Annotated in this window: 20 protein-coding genes; 15 read left to right on the top strand and 5 right to left on the bottom strand. The window is 59.8% G+C overall.

Translation table 11 applies throughout. The annotated features are described in order from the left end of the window. Positions 1–6 precede the first annotated feature (6 nt). Genes SMD27_RS20620 through SMD27_RS20610 form a run of 3 tightly spaced genes read left to right on the top strand, consistent with a single transcriptional unit; the run spans position 7 to position 3,777 of the window. On the top strand, positions 7–294 hold the full coding sequence (locus SMD27_RS20620; protein WP_320510332.1) for a sarcosine oxidase subunit delta: 288 nt from the start codon (positions 7–9) through the stop codon (positions 292–294). After that, complete coding sequence (locus tag SMD27_RS20615) at positions 291–3,266, top strand: sarcosine oxidase subunit alpha family protein (protein ID WP_320510331.1); 2,976 nt, start codon at positions 291–293, stop codon at positions 3,264–3,266. The genes SMD27_RS20620 and SMD27_RS20615 overlap by 4 nt, the downstream gene beginning before the upstream one ends. Beyond that, positions 3,259–3,777, top strand: a complete 519-nt coding sequence (locus SMD27_RS20610) for a hypothetical protein (RefSeq protein WP_320510330.1) — start codon at positions 3,259–3,261, stop codon at positions 3,775–3,777. The genes SMD27_RS20615 and SMD27_RS20610 overlap by 8 nt, the downstream gene beginning before the upstream one ends. Before the next feature lie 6 nt (positions 3,778–3,783). Here the strand turns inward: SMD27_RS20610 and SMD27_RS20605 are convergent, their stop codons facing one another. The 4 genes from SMD27_RS20605 to eutB are packed head-to-tail and all read right to left on the bottom strand — an operon-like array spanning position 3,784 to position 7,471. Then, the gene (locus SMD27_RS20605; RefSeq protein WP_320510329.1) at positions 3,784–4,284 is read right to left on the bottom strand and encodes an Lrp/AsnC family transcriptional regulator; all 501 of its coding nucleotides are present in this window, start codon (positions 4,282–4,284) and stop codon (positions 3,784–3,786) included. 10 nt (positions 4,285–4,294) lie between these two features. Next, positions 4,295–5,479 carry a M24 family metallopeptidase gene (locus tag SMD27_RS20600; RefSeq protein WP_320510328.1) on the bottom strand — a complete coding sequence of 395 codons (1,185 nt, stop codon included), beginning with the start codon at positions 5,477–5,479 and terminating at the stop codon, positions 4,295–4,297. A gap of 10 nt (positions 5,480–5,489) precedes the next feature. Further along, positions 5,490–6,476 (bottom strand): cyclodeaminase, encoded by a 987-nt coding sequence (locus SMD27_RS20595; protein WP_320510327.1) that lies wholly within the window; start codon positions 6,474–6,476, stop codon positions 5,490–5,492. Positions 6,477–6,478: 2 nt separating this feature from the next. Then, positions 6,479–7,471: a hydroxyectoine utilization dehydratase EutB gene (eutB, locus tag SMD27_RS20590; protein ID WP_320510326.1), complete on the bottom strand. Its 993-nt coding sequence runs from the start codon at positions 7,469–7,471 to the stop codon at positions 6,479–6,481. 195 nt (positions 7,472–7,666) lie between these two features. On the opposite strand from eutB, the gene ehuB reads away from it, so the two are divergent. From ehuB to ptsP, 11 genes are all read left to right on the top strand, one after another. Continuing rightward, positions 7,667–8,542, top strand: coding sequence for an ectoine/hydroxyectoine ABC transporter substrate-binding protein EhuB (gene ehuB, locus SMD27_RS20585; protein ID WP_320510325.1), 876 nt, complete (start codon positions 7,667–7,669; stop codon positions 8,540–8,542). 67 nt (positions 8,543–8,609) lie between these two features. Further along, positions 8,610–9,338, top strand: a complete 729-nt coding sequence (gene ehuC / locus SMD27_RS20580) for an ectoine/hydroxyectoine ABC transporter permease subunit EhuC (RefSeq protein ID WP_320510324.1) — start codon at positions 8,610–8,612, stop codon at positions 9,336–9,338. Further along, positions 9,338–9,997, top strand: a complete 660-nt coding sequence (ehuD, locus tag SMD27_RS20575) for an ectoine/hydroxyectoine ABC transporter permease subunit EhuD (protein ID WP_320510323.1) — start codon at positions 9,338–9,340, stop codon at positions 9,995–9,997. The genes ehuC and ehuD overlap by 1 nt, the downstream gene beginning before the upstream one ends. Beyond that, a complete protein-coding gene (gene ehuA / locus SMD27_RS20570; RefSeq protein ID WP_320510322.1) occupies positions 9,994–10,815 on the top strand; it encodes an ectoine/hydroxyectoine ABC transporter ATP-binding protein EhuA in 822 nt (273 codons plus the stop codon). The genes ehuD and ehuA overlap by 4 nt, the downstream gene beginning before the upstream one ends. Then, entirely contained in the window at positions 10,812–11,498 is a 687-nt protein-coding gene (locus tag SMD27_RS20565) for a GntR family transcriptional regulator (RefSeq protein WP_320510321.1), read from the top strand. Before ehuA ends, SMD27_RS20565 begins: the two co-directional genes overlap by 4 nt. Positions 11,499–11,527: 29 nt before the next feature. After that, positions 11,528–12,529: a N(2)-acetyl-L-2,4-diaminobutanoate deacetylase DoeB gene (doeB, locus tag SMD27_RS20560; protein WP_320510320.1), complete on the top strand. Its 1,002-nt coding sequence runs from the start codon at positions 11,528–11,530 to the stop codon at positions 12,527–12,529. A gap of 75 nt (positions 12,530–12,604) precedes the next feature. Next, positions 12,605–13,447 (top strand): class I SAM-dependent methyltransferase, encoded by an 843-nt coding sequence (locus tag SMD27_RS20555; protein WP_320510319.1) that lies wholly within the window; start codon positions 12,605–12,607, stop codon positions 13,445–13,447. A 252-nt stretch (positions 13,448–13,699) separates the two neighbouring features. After that, positions 13,700–15,097, top strand: a complete 1,398-nt coding sequence (locus SMD27_RS20550) for a PTS galactitol transporter subunit IIC (RefSeq protein ID WP_320510318.1) — start codon at positions 13,700–13,702, stop codon at positions 15,095–15,097. A 48-nt stretch (positions 15,098–15,145) separates the two neighbouring features. After that, the gene (locus SMD27_RS20545; protein ID WP_320510317.1) at positions 15,146–15,616 is read left to right on the top strand and encodes a PTS sugar transporter subunit IIA; all 471 of its coding nucleotides are present in this window, start codon (positions 15,146–15,148) and stop codon (positions 15,614–15,616) included. A gap of 15 nt (positions 15,617–15,631) precedes the next feature. Further along, the gene (locus tag SMD27_RS20540; protein WP_320510316.1) at positions 15,632–15,919 is read left to right on the top strand and encodes a PTS sugar transporter subunit IIB; all 288 of its coding nucleotides are present in this window, start codon (positions 15,632–15,634) and stop codon (positions 15,917–15,919) included. Between the two features lie 7 nt (positions 15,920–15,926). Then, complete coding sequence (ptsP, locus tag SMD27_RS20535; RefSeq protein WP_320510315.1) at positions 15,927–17,924, top strand: phosphoenolpyruvate--protein phosphotransferase; 1,998 nt, start codon at positions 15,927–15,929, stop codon at positions 17,922–17,924. A 102-nt stretch (positions 17,925–18,026) separates the two neighbouring features. Here the strand turns inward: ptsP and plsY are convergent, their stop codons facing one another. Next, the gene (plsY, locus tag SMD27_RS20530) at positions 18,027–18,650 is read right to left on the bottom strand and encodes a glycerol-3-phosphate 1-O-acyltransferase PlsY (RefSeq protein WP_320510314.1); all 624 of its coding nucleotides are present in this window, start codon (positions 18,648–18,650) and stop codon (positions 18,027–18,029) included. 206 nt (positions 18,651–18,856) lie between these two features. On the opposite strand from plsY, the gene ku reads away from it, so the two are divergent. Further along, on the top strand, positions 18,857–19,669 hold the full coding sequence (gene ku / locus SMD27_RS20525) for a non-homologous end joining protein Ku (RefSeq protein WP_320510313.1): 813 nt from the start codon (positions 18,857–18,859) through the stop codon (positions 19,667–19,669). The last annotated feature ends 21 nt before the right edge of the window (positions 19,670–19,690 follow it).

The raw sequence follows: 19,690 nt of genomic DNA, 5'->3' as shown, positions 1-19,690 counted from the left end.
ACCATCATGCTGCGCATCAAATGCCCTTTCTGCGGTGAGCGCGACCATAGCGAATTCTCCTATGGCGGCGATGCCAATATCATCTACCCCGATCTCGCCGCCTCGATGGAGGCGTGGATCGAGGCGGTCTATCGCCGGGAGAATCCAAAAGGCCCGCATCGAGAACGCTGGCAACATACCGATGGCTGCCGGCTCTGGTTGATCGTCGAGCGCGATACGTTGACCCATGAAATCGCCTCGGTCATGCCGGCTAATGCAGCGCTTGCTTCATTGCTGGATGGTCAATCGTCATGAGCACGGGCTTTCGTCTGCAGCAAGGCGGTCGCATTGACCGCAATAGCGAGTATCGCTTCAATTTCGACGGCCAGGCAATGACGGGGCATGCCGGCGACAGCCTGGCTTCGGCCCTGCTGGCCAATGGCATCCAATTCGTCGCCCGCAGTTTCAAATACCACCGGCCACGCGGCATCATGAGTGCCGCGCTGGAAGAGGCCAATGCGCTGGTGACGCTTGGCGAGGGCGCTCATTCGCTACCAAATTCCGTCGTTACAACGGAAGAACTGCATGATGGGCTGACGGCGCATGCCCAGCATTGCTGGCCCAGCCTGAAAGTCGATTTCGCCGCGGTCAACCAAGTCTTCGCCAGCCTGCTCGGCGCCGGTTTTTACTACAAGACCTTCATGGGCCCGGGCCGCAGCCCGAAAAACTGGCTGTTCTACGAGCACTTCATCCGGCGCGCAGCGGGTTTGGGCAAAGCAGCGCGGGAACCCGATCCCGATCAGTATGAAACGGTCAATGCCTTCTGCGATCTGCTGGTCATCGGATCCGGACCGGCGGGCCTGGAAGCGGCCCGGATCGCTGCCGAGGCCGGCCTCGATGTGATCCTCGCCGAACGCGATTTTGAACTTGGCGGCGCGCTTCTCACGAATACCGGCACGATCGACCAGCAACCGGCAGCGCAATGGCTGGCAAGCCGCCTCGGCACGCTGAACAAATCCGCGAATATTCGCATTCTGAAACGAACAACCGCCTTCGGCCTCTATGACGGAACCGTCGCGGGGTTGGTTGAGCGGCGCGACCCGGTGAAAGCCGCGACGATTCCGTGGCGGGAGCGGTTCTGGATCGTGCGGGCGAAGCGCATCATCATTGCCGCCGGCGCCATGGAGCGTCCGTTGCTCTTTGCCGGCAATGATCGACCCGGAATCATGCTGGCTTCCGCCGTCGGGTCTTACCTCAATCGCTGGGCGGTCGCACCCGGCCGTCGCATCGTGCTGGCGACGACGAATGATTCGGCCTATGCAACAGCACGGGACCTCGCCATCGCTGGCCTCTCGGTGACGCTGATCGACAGCCGCGAGCGGGTATCGGAAACGCTGCATAAGCTTGCCAATAACACCGGCATCGATTTGCGTCTCGGCCAGGCAATCCGGGCAGCCCTTGGCGGTCGCCATGTGAGGGCCGTCGATATTGGACCGGCGACTGGACAAGGCAGCATCACCGGCCGCCTTGCCTGCGATATCGTCGCCGTCTCAGGCGGCTGGTCGCCGACCCAGCATTTGCTCAGCCAGCGCGGCGTCAAACCGTCCTGGAACCAAACGCTGCAAGCCTTCTTGCCCGGCAGGGCGAACGAGCCGATCGATTGCGTCGGTGCTGCAGCCGGCATCTGGCGTTCCGATGATTGCGCCCGGTCCGGACGGGCCATCGCCGCAGCGGCAGCCGCCGCGCTTGGCCGCAAGGCCCCGGTCGACGATATTCCGGCGCCCGGCGGTTGGGAAACGCCGATCAAGCCGGTGCGGCTTGCCAGCGATCTCAATCTCAAGAAAATCTTCGTCGATCTGCAGCATGACGTAACCGCCGCCGATATCCTGCAGGCCAATCAAGAAGGCTATGAAGCGCCGGAGCTGCTGAAACGCTATACCACGCTCGGCATGGCGGCAGATCAGGGCCGTACTTCCGCCGTGCCGGCTTTGGCCCTGCTGTCGGAAATGGCCAGCCGATCCGTCGGCGAGATCGGCACCACCACCTTTCGCCCGCCTTTCGCCCCGGTCTCGATCGGGGCGCTGGCTGGAGCCGAGCGCGACAAGCACCTGCTGCCGATCCGCCGCTCGCCGCTGCACGATGTCATCGCCGATAGCGGCGCGCATATGCTGGAAACCGGTTTGTGGATGCGCCCCTGGTATTATCCACAAACCGGCGAGACGGTGGACGAAGCTTATCTGCGCGAGATGCGCCAGACGCGGGATGCCGTCGGCCTCTGCGATGTCTCGACCCTCGGCAAGATCGCCGTCCAGGGACCCGATGCCGGCGAATTCCTCGATCGCATCTATGTCAATGGCTTCAAGGCGATGAAGGTGGGTATGGCGCGGTACGGCGTGATGCTGCGCGAGGACGGTATCGTGATGGATGACGGCACTTCCTGGCGTCTGTCGGAACACGAGTATTTCATGACGACGACCACCGGCAATGCCGCCAAGGTGATGGCTTGGCTGGAGGATTTATTGGAGACCCGCTGGCCGGAGCTGCGCGTCTCCGTTAGCTCAGTGACCGATCAATGGGCTGGCATCTCGGTAGCCGGTCCGCGCGCCAGGGAGATTCTCCCCGCTCATATCGGCGGATTGGATTTCACCAACGAAGCCTTCCCCTTCATGGCGGTCCGCACCGGCGTCTTCAACGGCGTGCCCTGTCGTCTTGCGCGGATCAGTTTCTCCGGCGAACTTGCCTATGAGGTCTATATCGGCGCGTCTCATGGCCCCGCTCTATGGCATGCCTTGCGTAACATGGCGAAAGAGCACGGTGGCTGCGCCTATGGCCTTGAAGCACTTGGCGCCCTGCGCATCGAAAAGGGCCATGTCGGCGGACCCGAGCTGGACGGCCGGACGACGCTGGAAGATCTCGGCCTCGGCCGCATGGCTTCAACAAAGAAAGCCTTTATAGGCAATATCCTTCGGCAGCGCCCCGATCTGCAGCGCGCTGACCGGGCTCGTCTTGTTGGCCTTGTCCCGGTAACGAAGGGCGAGACGTTCAAAGGCGGCGCCATTCTCGCCGAGCAGGGACAGGAAGATGGGCATGGGCTCGGCTGGGTCACCTCGGTGACGGAAAGCCCGTCGCTCGGACATTGGATCGGGCTAGGTTTTATCCAAGGTGGTCTCGACAAATGGCAGGGCAAGACGATCCTTGCCGCCGACCCCATTCGGGGTCGATCGACTCTCGTGAAGATCGTTGCGCCACATTTCCTCGATCCCGAAGGAACCCGCCTCCATGCCTGACGCCGCGCAAGTCTCGACAGCGACGCCCCTCATCAGTGAACGGACCGGCTGGACGCTCACGCAATTCCATGCCTGGCCGGAAAGCTTTACATCGGCCGCGCGGTCGATCGCCGTTGCCTGCGGTGCATCCTCGGTGCCGGTACCGGGCCAAGTTATCGAAGCAGCGGATGGGATTTTGTTACGCCTTCATCCGCAGCGCCTGTGGCTGTTGCGATATACCAAAGCCGGCATCTTACCTGATCTGCCGATCGGCCAAGGCGTCGTGCTCGATCTTTCGCAATCGAGATGCTTACTGCGAGTTGCCATGCCAGCCGCCACCGATCTGATAGCGAAATTCAGCGGCCTCGATCCGCGCGAGCCCGCCTTTCCTGTCGGTGCAATACGACTGACCTCGATGCATCGGATCCCCGTCACACTATGGCGTGAGGCACATCACCTCGCGATCTTGTGCCCACGCAGTTTCAGTAAATCGCTGCGTGAGGTTTTGGAAGAGGCGCTACGGCACGGATGAGGGAGATCAGTCTTCGGCCAATTCCGACGCCAGTTGTTCCAGTGGCAGCTGGCCGTCTTCCTTGATCGGCTTGGTCACCACGTAAGTATAGTAGCGTTTCAACCCGACGCCACTTTCTAGCAGATTGTCGACCAGGCGTTGATAGGCATCGACCCGCTTCACCATGATCTGGATCAGATAATCGATCCCGCCGCCGACCGACCAGCAGCCGACGACTTCCGGCCGCTCCCGCATCGCCGCTTCGAAGCGGGCGAAATCCGCTGCGCGGTGGCTTTCCAATTCAGCCTCCATGAAAACCATGGTGAGGCCGAATCTTTTGATCGCGACCTTGGCGCGATAACCCTCGATGACGCCGATCCGCTCCAATCGTTTCAGCCGGCTCCAGCAAGGCGTCGGCGACAGATTGACCCGCTCGGCTAAAGCGGTTTTGGTGATTCTACCTTCCGTTTGCAGGATCGACAGAATCCGGAGATCGCGATCATCGAGCTTTATCGCACCATTTCGCATGTCGGTCCCGTCAGTCGATGACGATGAGTTCGCGGGCCACGTCACAGAGACGTTCGCCACCTTTTTCCGTCACTACGAAGGATTCGGAGATCGCCACGCCCCAATCCTGCAACCAGACACCCGATTGGATGTGGAAGCACATGCCGGGTTGCAGTACCGTCAGATCGGTGGGACGCAGGCTGACCGTCCGTTCGCCCCAATCCGGCGGATAGGAGAGGCCGATCGAATAGCCGACGCGGCTTTCCTTCTTCAATCCGTTCCGCCGCAGCACGGCCTGCCAGGCGGCTTCGACTTCTTCAGCGGTCGCGCCAGGCCGCGCCGTGGCGAGTCCGGCATCGACACCTTCGACGACGGCTTTCGCGACATCCTGAATGCCCGCCGGCGGCTCGCCGAGATGAATCGTCCGGGTCAGCGGCGCGTGATAATGACGGCGGGAGCCGGCAATCTCCAGCATGGTCAAGGCATTCTTCGGCAGCGGCGCATCGGACCAGGTGAGATGCGGCGTGCTGGTCCCCTCGCCGATCGGCATCAGCGGGCAGATCGCGACATAATCGCCGCCGATACCACCGACGCCCATGGTCTGGGCATGATAGATCTCGGCGATCACATGGTTCTGCGGCACGCCCGGTTTCATCTTGGCGATCGCCCGGTTCATGGCTTCGGTGCAGATGCGGCCGGCCTCGCGCATATATTTCAGCTCGGTCTCAGATTTGACGAGCCGCGCCCAGTTCACCAGATCGCCGTTATTGGCGAATTTGCCATTCGGCAGGCCTTTCGTGAGGTGGGCATGGCAGCGCGCGGTGTAGTAATGCGCATCCATCTCGACGCCGATCCGCGCTTTGCCCCAGCCGCGCTTCTCGATGAGATCGGCCAGTTCGTCGAACGGATGTTCCGTCTTGTGCTGCACCAGGCGTTCGGAGAAAGGCACGATGTTGTTGGCGGGAAGATCTGTGGTGACATGCGCCGCTTTCGCATCCTGGGCACGGCCGAACCAGACCGGCCATTCTTCCTCGAGATGCACGAGAACCGCCTGGGGCACATAGAAGGACCAGCCGTCGAAGCCGGTCAGCCAGCACATATTGGCCGGATCGGAACAGATGAGGAGATCGAAGCCGGCCTCCTGCATGCGCTTCTTCGTATCGGCGACGCGCTTGGCATATTCGGCCTTGGTGAAGGGTTTGTCGTAGATGGCCATGTCTTCCTCGTCAGGCTTTGATGATCGTGCCGATATCGGCTTTCTTGGCTGCCATCAGCGCATAGGTGGCGATCGCCGTGTCCTGCGCGCCGGTCCCGGTCAGGTCGCAGATCGTGACTTGATCGTCCTTGCTGCGTCCGGTTTTCGATTCGCCAATGATCTCACCCAGTTCAGGCACCCGGTCGGCCGGGAAGCCGGCTTTCCGCGCCGTTTGCAGCTCACCCACCGTCTCGCTCTGCGAAATCCGGTCGCAGGCGAAAAGATCGGCGGCGAGAATGGCGGCAGGGTCAATCTCGTTCTTGCCGGCCTGATCGGCGCCCATGGCGGTAATATGCAAACCGGGATGCAGCCAGTCGGCTTTCAGAACCGGTTCGCGCGCCGGCGTGGTCGTAACCACCAGCTGACTTTTCCGCACGACCTCCGCCGGATCGGCAAGTGCAACGGCCTCGACAGAAAGACTGGCTGCGATATCGCGGGCACAGGAAGCGGCATTTTCGGCATTCCGGCCCCAGACAAGAACTTTCGAGAAAGGCCGCACGAGATGCGCCGCGGCGATCTGCAACCTCGCCTGGACCCCGGTGCCAAGCACGCCGGCGGTATCGACGCGAGACGGTGCCAGATGCTTCGCAGCAACTGCACCCGCCGCCGCGGTGCGGATGTCGGTGAGATAGCCGTTATCGAGCATCAGCGCATCTACGAGCCCAGTCTTGGCCGAGAACAGGATCATCAGCCCGTTGAGGCTAGGCAGGCCGATCTTCGGGTTGTCGAAGAAACCCGGGCTCACCTTGATGGCGAAGCCGTCGAAGCCGGGAATATAGGCAGTCTTCACATCGACCTCGCCATGTACATCCGGCAGGTCCATGGAGAGGATCGGCGGCATGACCACCTTGCCGGAGGCCAGCGCCAGAAAGGCACGCTCGACCACATCGACGATATCGAGGTTGAGCGAGATGAACTTCCGAAGATCCGCTTCGGTCAGCACGAAGATGTCGCGCATCCTTATCCTTCCACCGTGATGTCGCCGACCTGGACCGGCTTGCCTGCGGCAATGAGATCGAATTGCCGTTGATCGATATTTTGGCCAGAAATGATCATCGCCATCGGCCCTGCTGGCTTGAGCTTGCTGGCGAGCAACGCAGCCGGTCCGACCGCGGCGGCACCTTCGACCACCAGCCCCTCTTTCCTGGCCAGATGCTGCATGCCGCGATAGATTTCGGCCTCGCTCAGCAGGATGATTTCATCGACCAGACGGCGGCAAATATCGAAGGTCCAGCGGTTGTTAAGCCCGATGCCGCCGCCGAGCGAATCGGCCAGGGTCGGCAATTCCGTGACCTCGACCGGATGACCTGCAGCAAGACTCGCCTGCATAGCGGCGCCACGTTCCATCGACACGCCGATGATTTTGATTTCCGGCTTCATAGCCTTCGCGGCGATGGCAATGCCGCTGATCAAACCGCCGCCGGAAAGCGGCACGACGATGGCGTCGAGGTCGGGCCGGTCTTCCAACAGCTCCAGCCCGATGGTGCCCTGTCCGGCGATGATGTCGGGATGATCGAAAGGCGGGATATCGGTAATGTCTTCGTCGGCGACCAGGCGGTCTATCTCGGCCTGGGCATCGTCTTGGCACTTGCCGATACGGTGCACCTCCGCACCCAATTCCGCGATCGCCCGAACTTTGTTTTGCGGCACCAGGGAGGAAAGGCAGACAATGGCGCGGATACCGTTTTTTGCCGCCGCGTAGGCCAAAGCCCGCCCGTGATTGCCCGTCGAGCAGCAGCCGACACCCCGGCGCGCCTGCTCCGGCGAAAGCCGGCTGATCGCATTGGCGGCACCACGGATCTTGAAGGCGCCGATCGGCTGCCGGGTCTCCAGCTTCAGGCCGATTTCCTGCCCGGCCAGGGCCGATAAAGCGGAAGAAATGACATAAGGCGTCCGCTCGGCTGTGCCGGCAATCGCCTGTGCGGCGCGCTGAATCTCGGCCAAATCCGGCATTTGGTAATCCGATTCTGACATTGTATACAACTATATTCCCATTCGGGTTGAAAATCGCATTAAAATGCGATTTATCGGCAGTTATACATCAGCCCTTGCCCAAAAGAAAGAATAGATGTACACAACATTGGTCAACGAGATAAATCCGCTACGGATGCCTTCAACCAAATCTCGAACGAGCAGTGGAGGAGAGGAATGGACCACCATTTTGGCGTCAGCCGTCGTCATCTTTTACTGTCCCTGGGCGGCCTCGGCGCTGCGGGATTGATCATCAGCACATCGCGTCCCGCCTTTGCGGAGACTGTTTACGAGAAAGCAAAGAAACAGGGCTTCATCCGCATCGGCTTTGCCAATGAAGCGCCGTTCGGCTATGCGACGCCCGACGGCAAACTGACCGGCGAGGCACCGGAAGTAGCAAAGGCCGTGCTGAAGAAGATCGGCATTCCCGAAGTCGATGGCGTGCTGACGGAATTCGGCGCGCTCATTCCCGGTTTGAAAGCCGGGCGCTTTGACATCATTGCCGCCGGCATGTTCATCAATCCGAAGCGCTGCAAGGAAATCCAGTTCTCCGAACCCTCCTACGGCATCGGCCAGGCTATGCTGGTGAAAAAGGGCAATCCGAAGAAGATCAAGGATTATTCCAGCATCGCTGCGAACAAGGACCTCAAGCTCGCCGTCATGGCGGGCGCGGTCGAAGCGGGCTATGCCAAGGATGCCGGTATTCCGATAACGCAATTGGTCATGCTGCCGGATCAGTCGAGCTTGGTGGCGGCGGTACAATCGGGCCGCGCCGATGCGGCATCGCTGACCGCGCTCTCAATTGCCGATATGGCGAAGAAAAGCGAGGGTGTGGAATCGACGCCGCCTTTCGGCGAGGTTGCCGGCAAATCCGTGAAGGGACATGGCGGCTTCGGCTTCCGCAAGGAAGACAAGGACCTTTATGAAGCCTTCAACAACGAGCTGAAGAAATTCATCGGCTCGCCGGAGCATATCGCTTTGGTCACGCCACTCGGCTTCGGCAAGGATTACCTCCCGAATATGACCACTGAACAGCTCTGCAAAGGCGAATAAGATTGAAGCGCGGGGCGGAACTATCCGCCCCGCCTGATCGACTTTCTGGAGCCCGGAGGTTCCTGACGTGGGCACGTTTTCGCTCGGTGCAATGCTTGTCGCCGCCCTCATAACCCTGGCGGCGCTTGCCACATCGCACACTTTTTCCGTTTTCTTTCCCGGCCTGTTGCAAGGCGCGTGGCTAACGGTGCAGATTGCCGTCTGCGGTTCCCTGCTGGCCGTCATTATGGGCACCGTCTCGGGCCTGGCCAAGCTTTACGGTCCTGGCCCCCTCCGCTGGCTCGCCGTCACCTATATCGAGATTTTTCGCGGCACCTCCGCTTTGGTGCAGTTGTTCTGGCTGTTCTTTGCCCTGCCGCTTTTTGGCATCTCGCTGGAACCCTTCACGGTCGCCGTTCTCGGCCTTGGCCTGAATGTCGGTGCTTATGGCGCAGAGGTTGTGCGCGGTGCGGTGCAATCAGTTAGCCGCAGCCAATGGGAAGCGACCATTGCCCTCAATATGACGCGGGTCCAGGCATTACGCCGCATCATCCTGCCCCAGGCCTTCATTGCCATGATTCCTCCCTGGGGCAATCTCTTCATCGAACTGCTGAAATCGACCGCCCTCGTCTCGCTGATCACGCTTTCCGATCTCGCCTTCATGGCGCAGGAGATGAACCAGACGACGATGCGGACGATTCCGATCTTCACGCTGGTGCTGCTCATGTATCTTGTGATGTCACTTTGCATCACGATCGGCATGAAGCGACTGGAAAAAATTGCATCCAAGGGGATGCCGCGCGGCAGGAGCGCCTGATGATCTGGGATTGGGATTATACCTTTGAGATTCTGCCGGTCCTGGCGCAGGCGGCGATCGTGACGATCGAGGCTACCGCCATCGGTTTTGTGCTGGCCCTGGTGCTTGGCCTCATCCTCGCGATCCTGCGCATGAGTGGTCCGAAGGTCGGCTGGTGCGTGTCGGTCTTCATCGAATTCATCCGCTCGACCCCGCTGCTGATCCAGATCTTCTTTCTCTATTTCGTCTTCCCCTCTTTCGGCGTCACGCTCGATGCCTTCGTCGCCGGCGTTATCGCGCTCGGGCTGCATTACGGCTGCTATTGCGCCGAGGTCTATCGTGCTGGCCTCGAAGGCGTGCATCGCGGCCAGTGGGAAGCCTGCACCGCGCTCAATCTCAGCAGTTTGAATACTTTCAAAAACATCATTCTGCCGCAGGCGATTCCGCCGATCGTGCCGGTCCTTGGCAATTATCTCGTGGCCCTCTTCAAGGAAACGCCGCTGCTCTCTGCCATCGCGGTCATGGAGATGATGCAGACGGCGAAGATTTTGGGCTCCGAGACATTCCGTTACACCGAGCCCATCACTTTGGTCGGCATCGCCTTTCTCATCATGAGCCTGGTTTCTGCGGCTCTGATCAGACTGGTGGAACGCCGCCTCAATCTCAGGAGCGCCAAATGACAGAGGTGACAGCCATAAAGACCTCAGCGGCGCAGTCCGCAGCCGAACAGCCCATGGTCCGATTCGAAAATGTCTGCAAGCGCTATGGCAATCTTGTGGTCCTCGACGACCTCAACCTGGAGATTGCGCGCGGTGAGAAAGTTGCGATCATCGGCCCGTCCGGTTCCGGCAAGACCACGGTGCTGCGGATGCTGATGACGCTGGAACGGATCGATGGTGGCGTCATCTGGGTCGATGGCGAGCCGATGACCCATATGATGCGATCCGGCCAGATGGTGCCGGCTGCGCAAAAGCATCTGCGGCGGGTGCGCAGCAAGATCGGCATGGTGTTCCAGCATTTCAATCTGTTTCCTCATATGACCGCCTTGCAGAACTGCATCGAGGCGCCGATCACCGTGCTGAAAATGTCGCGCAAAGAGGCGGAGGCCCGCGCCACGGAATTGCTCGACATGGTGGGCCTCGCAGACAAGAAAGGACATTATCCGGCACAGCTTTCCGGGGGCCAGCAACAGCGCGTCGCCATCGCCCGGGCATTGGCCATGCGGCCGAAAGTGATGCTGTTCGACGAGGTCACCTCGGCCCTCGATCCTGAACTGGTCGGTGAAGTGCTGCATGTCATCCGGCAATTGGGCGCCGAACATGACCTGACCATGCTGATGGTGACCCATCAGATGGGCTTTGCGAAAGAGTTTGCCGACCGGGTCTGTTTCTTCTATCAGGGCAAGATCGCCGAACAAGGGGTACCGCAGGAGCTGTTTGGCGCGCCGAAAAACGAGCGGACGAAACAATTTCTGAGGGCTGTATTGGAGTCGGTATGAGTGTGCAGGACGATATGGCGGAACGTCCTTTGAGCATGTCACGCGAACGTTTCGAGCGAATTTATAAAACTATTCGCGACCGTATCTGCCTGCTCGAATACGGACCCGGTGCGCGACTCGCCGAAGAAGAATTGGCTGAGGAATTTCACGTTTCCCGCACACCGATTCGCCGCGTCCTGACCCGCCTGGAAAGCGAAGGTTTGCTGGAAAGCCGGCATGGCGTCGGCACCTTCGTGACGGATGTCGATATCGATGCTTTGGCGCAAGTCTTCCAACTGCGCATGGAGCTGGCGGTCCTGATTGGCAAGCTCGATCCCGTTCCCCGAACCGAGGATGACCTCGGCCGCCTGCGCGCGCTGGTAGAGCGCTGCGACCAGCTGGCGAAGAAGCCGGAGCCGAAAACCTTTATGCAGCTCAATATCGATTTCTTCCAGGAACTGGGCAGCATGATCGGCAATGTGCCGCTGCGGGATATTTCGGAGCGCCTCTATTATTTGACGACCCGGATCTGGATTAAATCCGTACCTCACCTCAACCTGCCCGATGAGATCGCCGTGTTTCGTCGCGAGATGGCCGATATCCTGGCGGCCATGGAGGTTGGCGATCTGGAAGCGGTCGGCCATATCCGTCGCAGTCATATCTCCATGAGCGTCAAGCGCATGAAGCGCTATCCCGAACGTTGAAATAAATACTGAGCAAGGACCGGCACAGAATGGAAAAGCGCCCCAATCCCATTTCACCTACTGTCGATTTCGACCGCGACGGCGTACAGCACGGTTTCCTGCGCCTGCCTTACAGCCGCGACGATTCCGCCTGGGGCGCCGTGATGATTCCGATCACCGTGGCGAAGAACGGCAATGGGCCGACCGCCTTGCTGACCGGCGCCAATCATGGCGACGAATATGAAGGCCCGATCGCCTTGATGGATCTCGCGGCCACGATCACGACGGAAGGCTTGTCCGGCCGGGTCATCATCGTGCCGGCAATGAACTATCCCGCCTTCCGCGCCGCGACCCGGACTTCGCCAATCGATCGTGGCAATCTCAATCGTTCCTTTCCCGGCCGCCCCGACGGCACGGTGACGGAAAAGATCGCGGATTATTTCCAGCGCACTTTGCTGCCCATGGCAGATGTCACTCTGGATATTCATGCCGGCGGCAAGACGCTGGAATTCGTCCCCTTCTGTTGCGCCCATCGCCTGCCGGCGCAGCAAGCGCTGGAGGATCGTTGCGTGGCGGCAATGGAAGCCTTCAACGCCCCCTATTCCATGATGCTGCTGGAGATCGACAGTGTCGGCATGTACGACACCTCGGCCGAAGAGATGGATAAGACCTTCATCTCGACCGAACTAGGGGGTGGCGGCTCAGCAACCGCGCACACGGCAGGGATCGCCAAGCGCGGCGTGCGCAATCTGCTGATCCATGCCGGCATCCTCAAAGGCCGGATCGAGCGTCAGAAGGCGATGCGCCTCGACATGCCCGATGGCGACTGCTTCACCTTCAGCGAAAGCGATGGCCTGATCGAACCCTGCATCGATCTCGGCCAACCCGTCAAAAAGGGAGATGTGATCGCCAAGGTCTGGCATGCCGATCGGACCGGCGTCGCGCCGATCACCTATACGGCGAAGCTCGACGGCATTCTGGCCGGACGGCATTTCCCCGGCTTGGTGAAGGCGGGCGATTGCATCGCCGTCACCGCGGTCGAAATGAAATAAGCATCGATATTCGTCTAGCGAGGACAAGCTTTTATGGCTTAGTCTCTCGGTTTCGACTCACGTGGGAGTGAACCGATGCGTTCGGGTGGAAGCCGCCTTGTCCTCGCCGTCATGCTGCTCGCAATGCCGCTTCTGCCGGCTTGCAGTTCCACCTCATCCGACCCCGATACGGCGTCCGACATTAAATTGCAGAGCCTGATCGCCGGGCCACAACGGTCGGAAAAGAACACTCGGCGCGATGTCTATCGGCATCCTTACGAGACATTGACCTTTTTTGGCCTGCGCGACGACATGACGGTGGTCGAGATCGACCCAGGTAGCGGCGCCTGGTGGACGGAAATTCTCGCGCCGTATCTGCGTGATCATGGGCAGTATTATGCGGCGGGTCCGGCCGCCGACGATACATCCGCCGAAGCGGTGAGCAATCGCGGTGGTTTCGCCGCGAAGCTGGCAAGCAACCCGGCGCTCTACGACAAGGTCAAGGTGACGGAATTCGCGGGCGATCGTCACGATATCGCCCCGCCCGGCACCGCCGATATGGTGCTGACCTTCCGCAATCTGCACAATTGGATCGCCGACGGTTCGGCCGAGGCGAATTTGAACGCCTTTTACCGCGCCTTGAAACCTGGCGGCATTCTCGGCATCGAAGATCACCGTGGCCGCGCCGACCAGCCGCAGGATCCGGAAGCCGCCAGCGGCTATGTGCGCGAGGATTACGCCATCGCCCTGGTCGAGAAAGCCGGCTTCAAATTCGTTGCCGAATCGGAAGTCAATGCCAATCCGAAGGATACGAAAGACTATCCCGCCGGTGTCTGGACCCTGCCGCCGACTCTGCGCCTGAAAGATAAGGATCGTGCAAAGTATCTGGCGATCGGCGAAAGCGATCGATTCACGTTAAAATTCGTCAAACCGCAATAGCGGAGATGACCTGGGTAACGTATTGGGATCGCATCTAAATCCGCCGATTCTTATAATTTTATTGCCGAGAATTGACTTTAAAAATAACAGATATAAACGTATTCCCTTACAAACGCGGGGACAGTCGGTTTCGGCTGAGAGGGGTGGGGTCGGTGTCGAAAGGGCGCATGCAGCGTCATACTGACTGAGTCCGCTTGGGACCATCGAAGGCTGCCTCCGGATTGATTTGGATATAGGGGGAGGCTTTTCGAAATGGACACGATTCTTACAGATATCAAAGGCGTCATCGACGGTTTGGGTTCGACCGTCCTGCTGCCGGTTTTCATTTTCATTTTCGCGATCATCCTGGGCGCCAAGCCGGGCCGAGCCTTCCGCGCCGGCATCACCATCGGCGTTGCCTTCATCGGCATCAATCTGGTCATCGGCCTCATGTGGACCAGCCTTAGCGATGTCGCCCAGGCCATCGTCAAGAATACCGGCATCACCCGTGATGTGGTCGATGTGGGCTGGCCATCTGCTGCCGCCATCGCCTTCGGCTCCTCGGTCGGGCTGTGGATCATTCCGGTCGGCATCATCGTCAATCTGGTGCTGCTGCTGGCGCGCCTGACCCGCACGCTGAATGTCGATGTCTGGAACTTCTGGCATTTCGCTTTCGTTGGCTCGCTGGTGGTCGCCGCGACCAACAGTCTGGTTTACGGCCTGATCGCTGCGGCGATCGTCGTCGCCCTGACCTTGCTGTTCGCCGACTGGACCGCGAAGGGTGTGCAGCGCTTCTATGAAGTGCCCGGCGTCTCGGTGCCGCACCTGGCATCCGCTCAGATCGTGCCCATCGCCATCGTGCTGAACTGGATCATCGACCGCATCCCGGGCATCAACAAGATCAATATCGACAACAATACCATCCAGCGCCGCCTCGGCGTTTTTGGCGAGCCGGTCATCCTCGGCCTGATCATCGGCCTGGTGCTGGGCGCCATTGCCTATTACAACGTGCCCGACCGCGGCACGATGATCACCAATGTCCTGAAGACGGCGATGAACCTGGCCGCCGTCATGCTGCTGCTGCCGCGTATGGTGAAGATCCTGATGGAAGGCCTGATCCCGGTTTCGGAAGCCGCCCGCACCTTTGTGCAGAAGCGCGCCGGCGACCGCGAGATCCTGATAGGCCTCGATTCCGCCATCCTCATCGGCCATCCGGCGGCGATTTCCAGCTCCCTGATTTTGGTGCCGATCGCCATTCTGCTGTCGGTCATCCTGCCGGGCAGCCGCGTGATCTTGTTCGCCGATCTCGCCGTCATTCCCTTCGTCGTGGCGATGACCGCGCCGATTGTGAAAGGCAATGTCTTCCGCATGGTGATCATCGGCACGGTGACCTTGGCCATCGGCTTCTATGTCGCCACCGCCCTAGCCCCGCTCTTCACCAATGCGGCGGTCAGTGCCGGGTTCAAGCTGCCGGAAAATGCCGCGCAGATCACCAGCATCGTCGACGGCTTCCTCTGGGTCCCCTATGTCATGGTAGAACTGGTCCAGAACCTGGCCGCAATCGGACTGGCCGTCGCTGCTATCCTGGTGGCGATCGGCTATTGGCTCTATCGGCGTTCCGCGACCAATTGGGAATTGAAGGCTGGGGCTGAGGAAGAAGCCGCAGCCTAGGCCTGTGACAGCCCCGCTCCGGCAATCGGAGCGGGGCGCATCGGAGAGATGATGTCCAACACTTTAATGCGATTGATCGACCCGCAAATGATTTTCACCGGCATCGAGGCCGGGGATGCCAATGAGGTGATCGCCCTGCTCGGCGGCAAGCTGGCCGAGCAAGATCTTGTGACGGAAAGCTATGTTGAGGCGGTCATCGCCCGCGAAACCGACATGCCGACCGGCCTCCCTCTTGGCGAGATCAATGTCGCCGTCCCCCATACCGATCCCGAACATGTGGTCATGCCGGCGGTCGCCGTGGCGACTCTGACCAAGCCGGTCCTGTTCGGGAATATGGAAGACCCCGACGAAAAGCTTCCCATTTCCATCGTGTTCCTTCTGGCTTTGAAAGAGAAAGACAAGCAGGTCGAGATGCTTCAGGCGATTGCCGGCCTGATCCAGAATGGAAGCCTGCTTGAAGAAATGACCGCGGCGGCGGATAAGGAAGATATCTTGGCCTTACTGGCGAAAGCCGCCTGAGTTGGGAGAATTGCGATGAAAACCAAGGTCGTGCTGGTTGCCTGCGGCACCGCTGTCGCCACATCGACTGTCGTGGCAATGGCGATCGAGGATGCGATGAAGGAAAAGGGTATTCCAGTCGCGATCCGCCAGTGCAAGGCGACCGAGGTGCCAAGCCTGGCGCCCGATGCCGATCTGATCGTTTCGACCACGCCGGTTCCCGACAATCTTGGCAAGCCGGTGATCAAAGGCCTGCCTTTCCTGACCGGTATCGGCAAGGATGCCGCCCTGGACCAGATCGAGGCGGCCCTGCGCGCCGGCTGAGACGTCCATGCTGGAAAAGATCGTCAGAGTGGCGCTCGACGAGGGCCTGCATGCCCGTCCCGCTGCACAAATCGTCAAACTGGCGAAAAGCTTCGATGCCACCGTCGAGATCGTCAAAGGCAAGATCGTCGCCAGCGGCAAAAGCGCCGTGAAAATCATGTTGCTCGGCGCCAAGATCGGCGAGGAAGTCACGGTGCGAGCAAGCGGCGTCGATGCCGATGCCGCACTTGACGCGCTGGTCGAATTGATCAGCGGGAAGCCGACCGACCGCACAGCCTCTTCGGTCGCACCACCGGGACCTGCCGCGGCCGTGCCGACGAAAGTAGGCCTCGGTCGAGATCGGTGCACGGATAATCACCTGACCGGCGTCGCCGCTTCTGCCGGCATCGCGATCGGCCCAGTCTGGCTGCATATCCCTGAAAGCATCAAGCCGGCCGCCGCGACGATTGCTGACGGTCAAGTGGAACCAAAACTGGCAGCGTTCCGGGCCGCCGTAGACGCCTTCGTTACCCGTACGGCCACGGATCTCGCCCGCATGAAAGAGGCGCATCCGCACGGCGACGTTCTCGGCGCGGAAATTCTCACTGCCCTGATCAATCTTGCCAACGATCCCGATTTCATTACGCCGATCGAAACAAGGATCGGCGACCGCCAGGATCCGGTTTATGCGACCCTGACTGTGGGTCAGCAACTCGCGGCTTCGTTTCGCCAACTTGACGACGGATATTTCACGGCCCGCGCCGACGACATTGAAGAAATAGCTCGCCAGATCGCCGCCGAACTGCTTGGCCTGCCGGTCCTGGACAGCGCATCTCTCAATGAGCCTTGCATCCTGGTGGCCAGCAATATCGGTGCAATCGATTTTTCGCGCCTGCCGGCGGACCGGATCAAGGGCCTCGTCTGCCTCGAAGGTGCGGCGACATCCCACTTGGCCATCCTGGCCCGCTCCCTGGGCATTCCCGCTGTCCTCGGCCTGGCGACAGATATCGCTCAGCTGCGCGAAGCAAAAACCGTGGCCCTGGATGGCGGAGCCGGTCTCGTTGTGTTCAATCCGAGCCAAACAGACGTCGATAGCTTCCTGAGGGAAGCGGACGATCTCGCCCGCGAGCGGGAGATCCTGGCATCCTATGCTCACCTTCACGCCCGCACGCTCGATGGTGTCGATATCGAAATCGCCGCCAATCTCAACCTGCCGGCCGAAACGACGCAGGCCTTGAAAAACGGCGCCATGGGTGTCGGCTTGCTGCGCACCGAATTCCTGTTCCTGGAGCGCCGCTCGCTGCCAAGCGAAGATGAGCAACTGGCCGCCTATCTCGAGATCGCCCGTCAATTCGACGACCGGCCGGTGATCATTCGCACGCTGGATGTCGGCGGCGACAAGCCACTGCCGGGTCTGTCCGCGCGGCGTGAAGAAAATCCCTTCCTGGGCTGGCGCGGCGTGCGCCTCTGTCTCGACCGGCCGGATATTTTCAAACCGCAATTGCGCGCGCTCCTGCGCGCTGCGGCCGAAAGCAATGTCAAGATCATGATCCCGATGGTGAGCGACATCGGGGAAATCCGCGAAGTAAAGGCGCTCCTCTCCATCTGTGCCGCAGAATTGGCGGCAGAGGGCAAAGCCGCGCGGCTGCCGGAACTCGGCATCATGATCGAGACACCGGCCGCCGTCATGTGTGCCACCCAGTTGGCCGAGGAGGTCGGCTTCTTCTCGATCGGCACCAATGACCTCACGCAATACACCATGGCGGCAGATCGGCTGCACGGAAATCCGCGATTGCGGCGGCTGTGCCAGGCATCGCATCCGGCCGTCTTGCGCATGATCGAACTCACCTGCCAGGCCGCGCGTGCCAAAGGGATCTGGGTCGGCGTCTGTGGCGAAGCAGCCGGCGATCCGGCTTTGATCCCGACTTTGTTGAGCTACGGTGTTACCGAATTCAGCATGGAATCCTCGTTGATTCCCCGCGCCAAGAAACTGGTGATGGAAAGCCGCGCCGGGCGGCCCGCTTAAGCGGCATCGGCGACAACCTTGCATGGTCCGGCTTGCCTCGACGCGGCTGTAACGCCGCACCCAGGAGGTTAGTTCACATTTGACGAGCTCCATGCGGGAAGATCAAAAGGTGAGCTTGTTTTCTGTTCCCGAAAACAGCCTTCGGATATTTTCCCGATGCTTGAAAATAACGATACACGCCATCGCGCAGGCAAATAGATGAAAATAAAATGTATTTCCAAAATCCGGCACAAACGAAATCGCCACAAGAAGTATTGCGGCACTTATGGTGCCTAAAGAAACGTAACGGGTTAATGCGACGATCGTTACAAAAAGGCCAAGGGATATAAGGGCCATAACCCAGTTGATCATAAATAGAACGGCCGCTGCCGTAAGTGCTCCCTTACCCCCTTTGAAGCCGAAATAAACCGGCCAGTTATGCCCGATAACTGCTCCTGCACCTGCCGCCAACAGGCTGAGGCAATCGATCGCCTCTCCCGAGTTAACATAAACGCCGAGGTGCAACCCTATAAGAGCGGCCGCTATCCCTTTTAAGACATCCCCCGCAAGAACAAACGCCGCAGCGGGTTTCCCAAGCACTCTCAGAGTATTGGTAAGCCCGGCACTTCTGCTTCCATGCTGCCGGATATCCTTGCGGTATATTTTTCCGACGATCAGCGCGGTATTCAGGCTGCCCAAAAGATAACCCGAAGCGGCGGCTGCAAGAATTTTGAAGATATCGATCATCAAACTCTCCCCTCCCTGCAACTATGACGTCGCTCTGATGACTCGACAATTAATAAGGCATCTCATAAGGCGACCCCCTGGAACCTTTTGCCCGTATCGATGTTGTCGGTGTGGAGGCGCTCTTTCCGAAAGGGCGTGAGATTCCCCGTTTCTTAACGCACTGCCGCCTCCAGCAATGCGCCTCCGTCGCGACCAGCTGGTGAGACATGCCGCCACGCAGCTTCTGGAAAGGTTACTTAAAGCTATCCCTGGTGACTTGCCCGGTCTCGATGATGCCGGCGACCTCGGAAAGCGAGAAGGTCCGCTTCCATACAATAAATCGCAAAACAGGCAATCGCATTGTCAGCCAATATGTCGATGCTGAAACTGGCGACCCTGTCGATGAGGAAAATGAGGTCAAGGGCTACCAGCGGGGAGCAGACGATTTCGTGCTACTGGAAGATGAAGAAATCGAGGCCGTGGCACTGGAAAGTACCCGCACCATCGATATCGACATGTTCGTGCCGAGGGATAGCATTGACTGGATCTGGTACGACAAGCCGCATTATCTGATGCCCGATGACGAGGTGGGCGAGGAAGCGTTCTGCGTCATACGGGATGCAATGGAAGCCACCAAAACCGTCGGCATTTCCCGCCTTGTCATGTATCGCCGCGAGCGGGCCGTCATGCTGCAGCCGCGCGACAAAGGCATTGTCCTCTGGACATTGCGATATGGTGACGAAGTGCGTGACGTGAAACCCTACTTCACCGGCATCAAGACCCCGAAGACCGATAAGAAGCTGGTCGATATGGTGGAGAAGCTGATCGCCGAACGATCCAAAGCCTGGGACCCTTCCATGGTGAACGACCCCGTTCAGGAAAGGCTGCTCGATATCATTGCCAGCAAGCGCAAGGGTAAGCGGGTCGCCGGGCGCAAAGGCAAGAGCGAAGCAGCAGAGCGCCCCAGTAATGTGATCAGCATCGTCGATGCCTTGCGGAAGAGCATTGCCTCCGAAGAGAAGAGACCGCGCAAGCGCTAGAGTGCATTCAGATGGAGATGA

The sequence above is a fragment of the Dongia soli genome, from assembly GCF_034044715.1.
GTDB lineage: Bacteria > Pseudomonadota > Alphaproteobacteria > Dongiales > Dongiaceae > Dongia_B > Dongia_B soli.
Note: the sequence above shows the minus strand (reverse complement) of the source record. Positions and strands in the feature narration are given on the sequence as shown.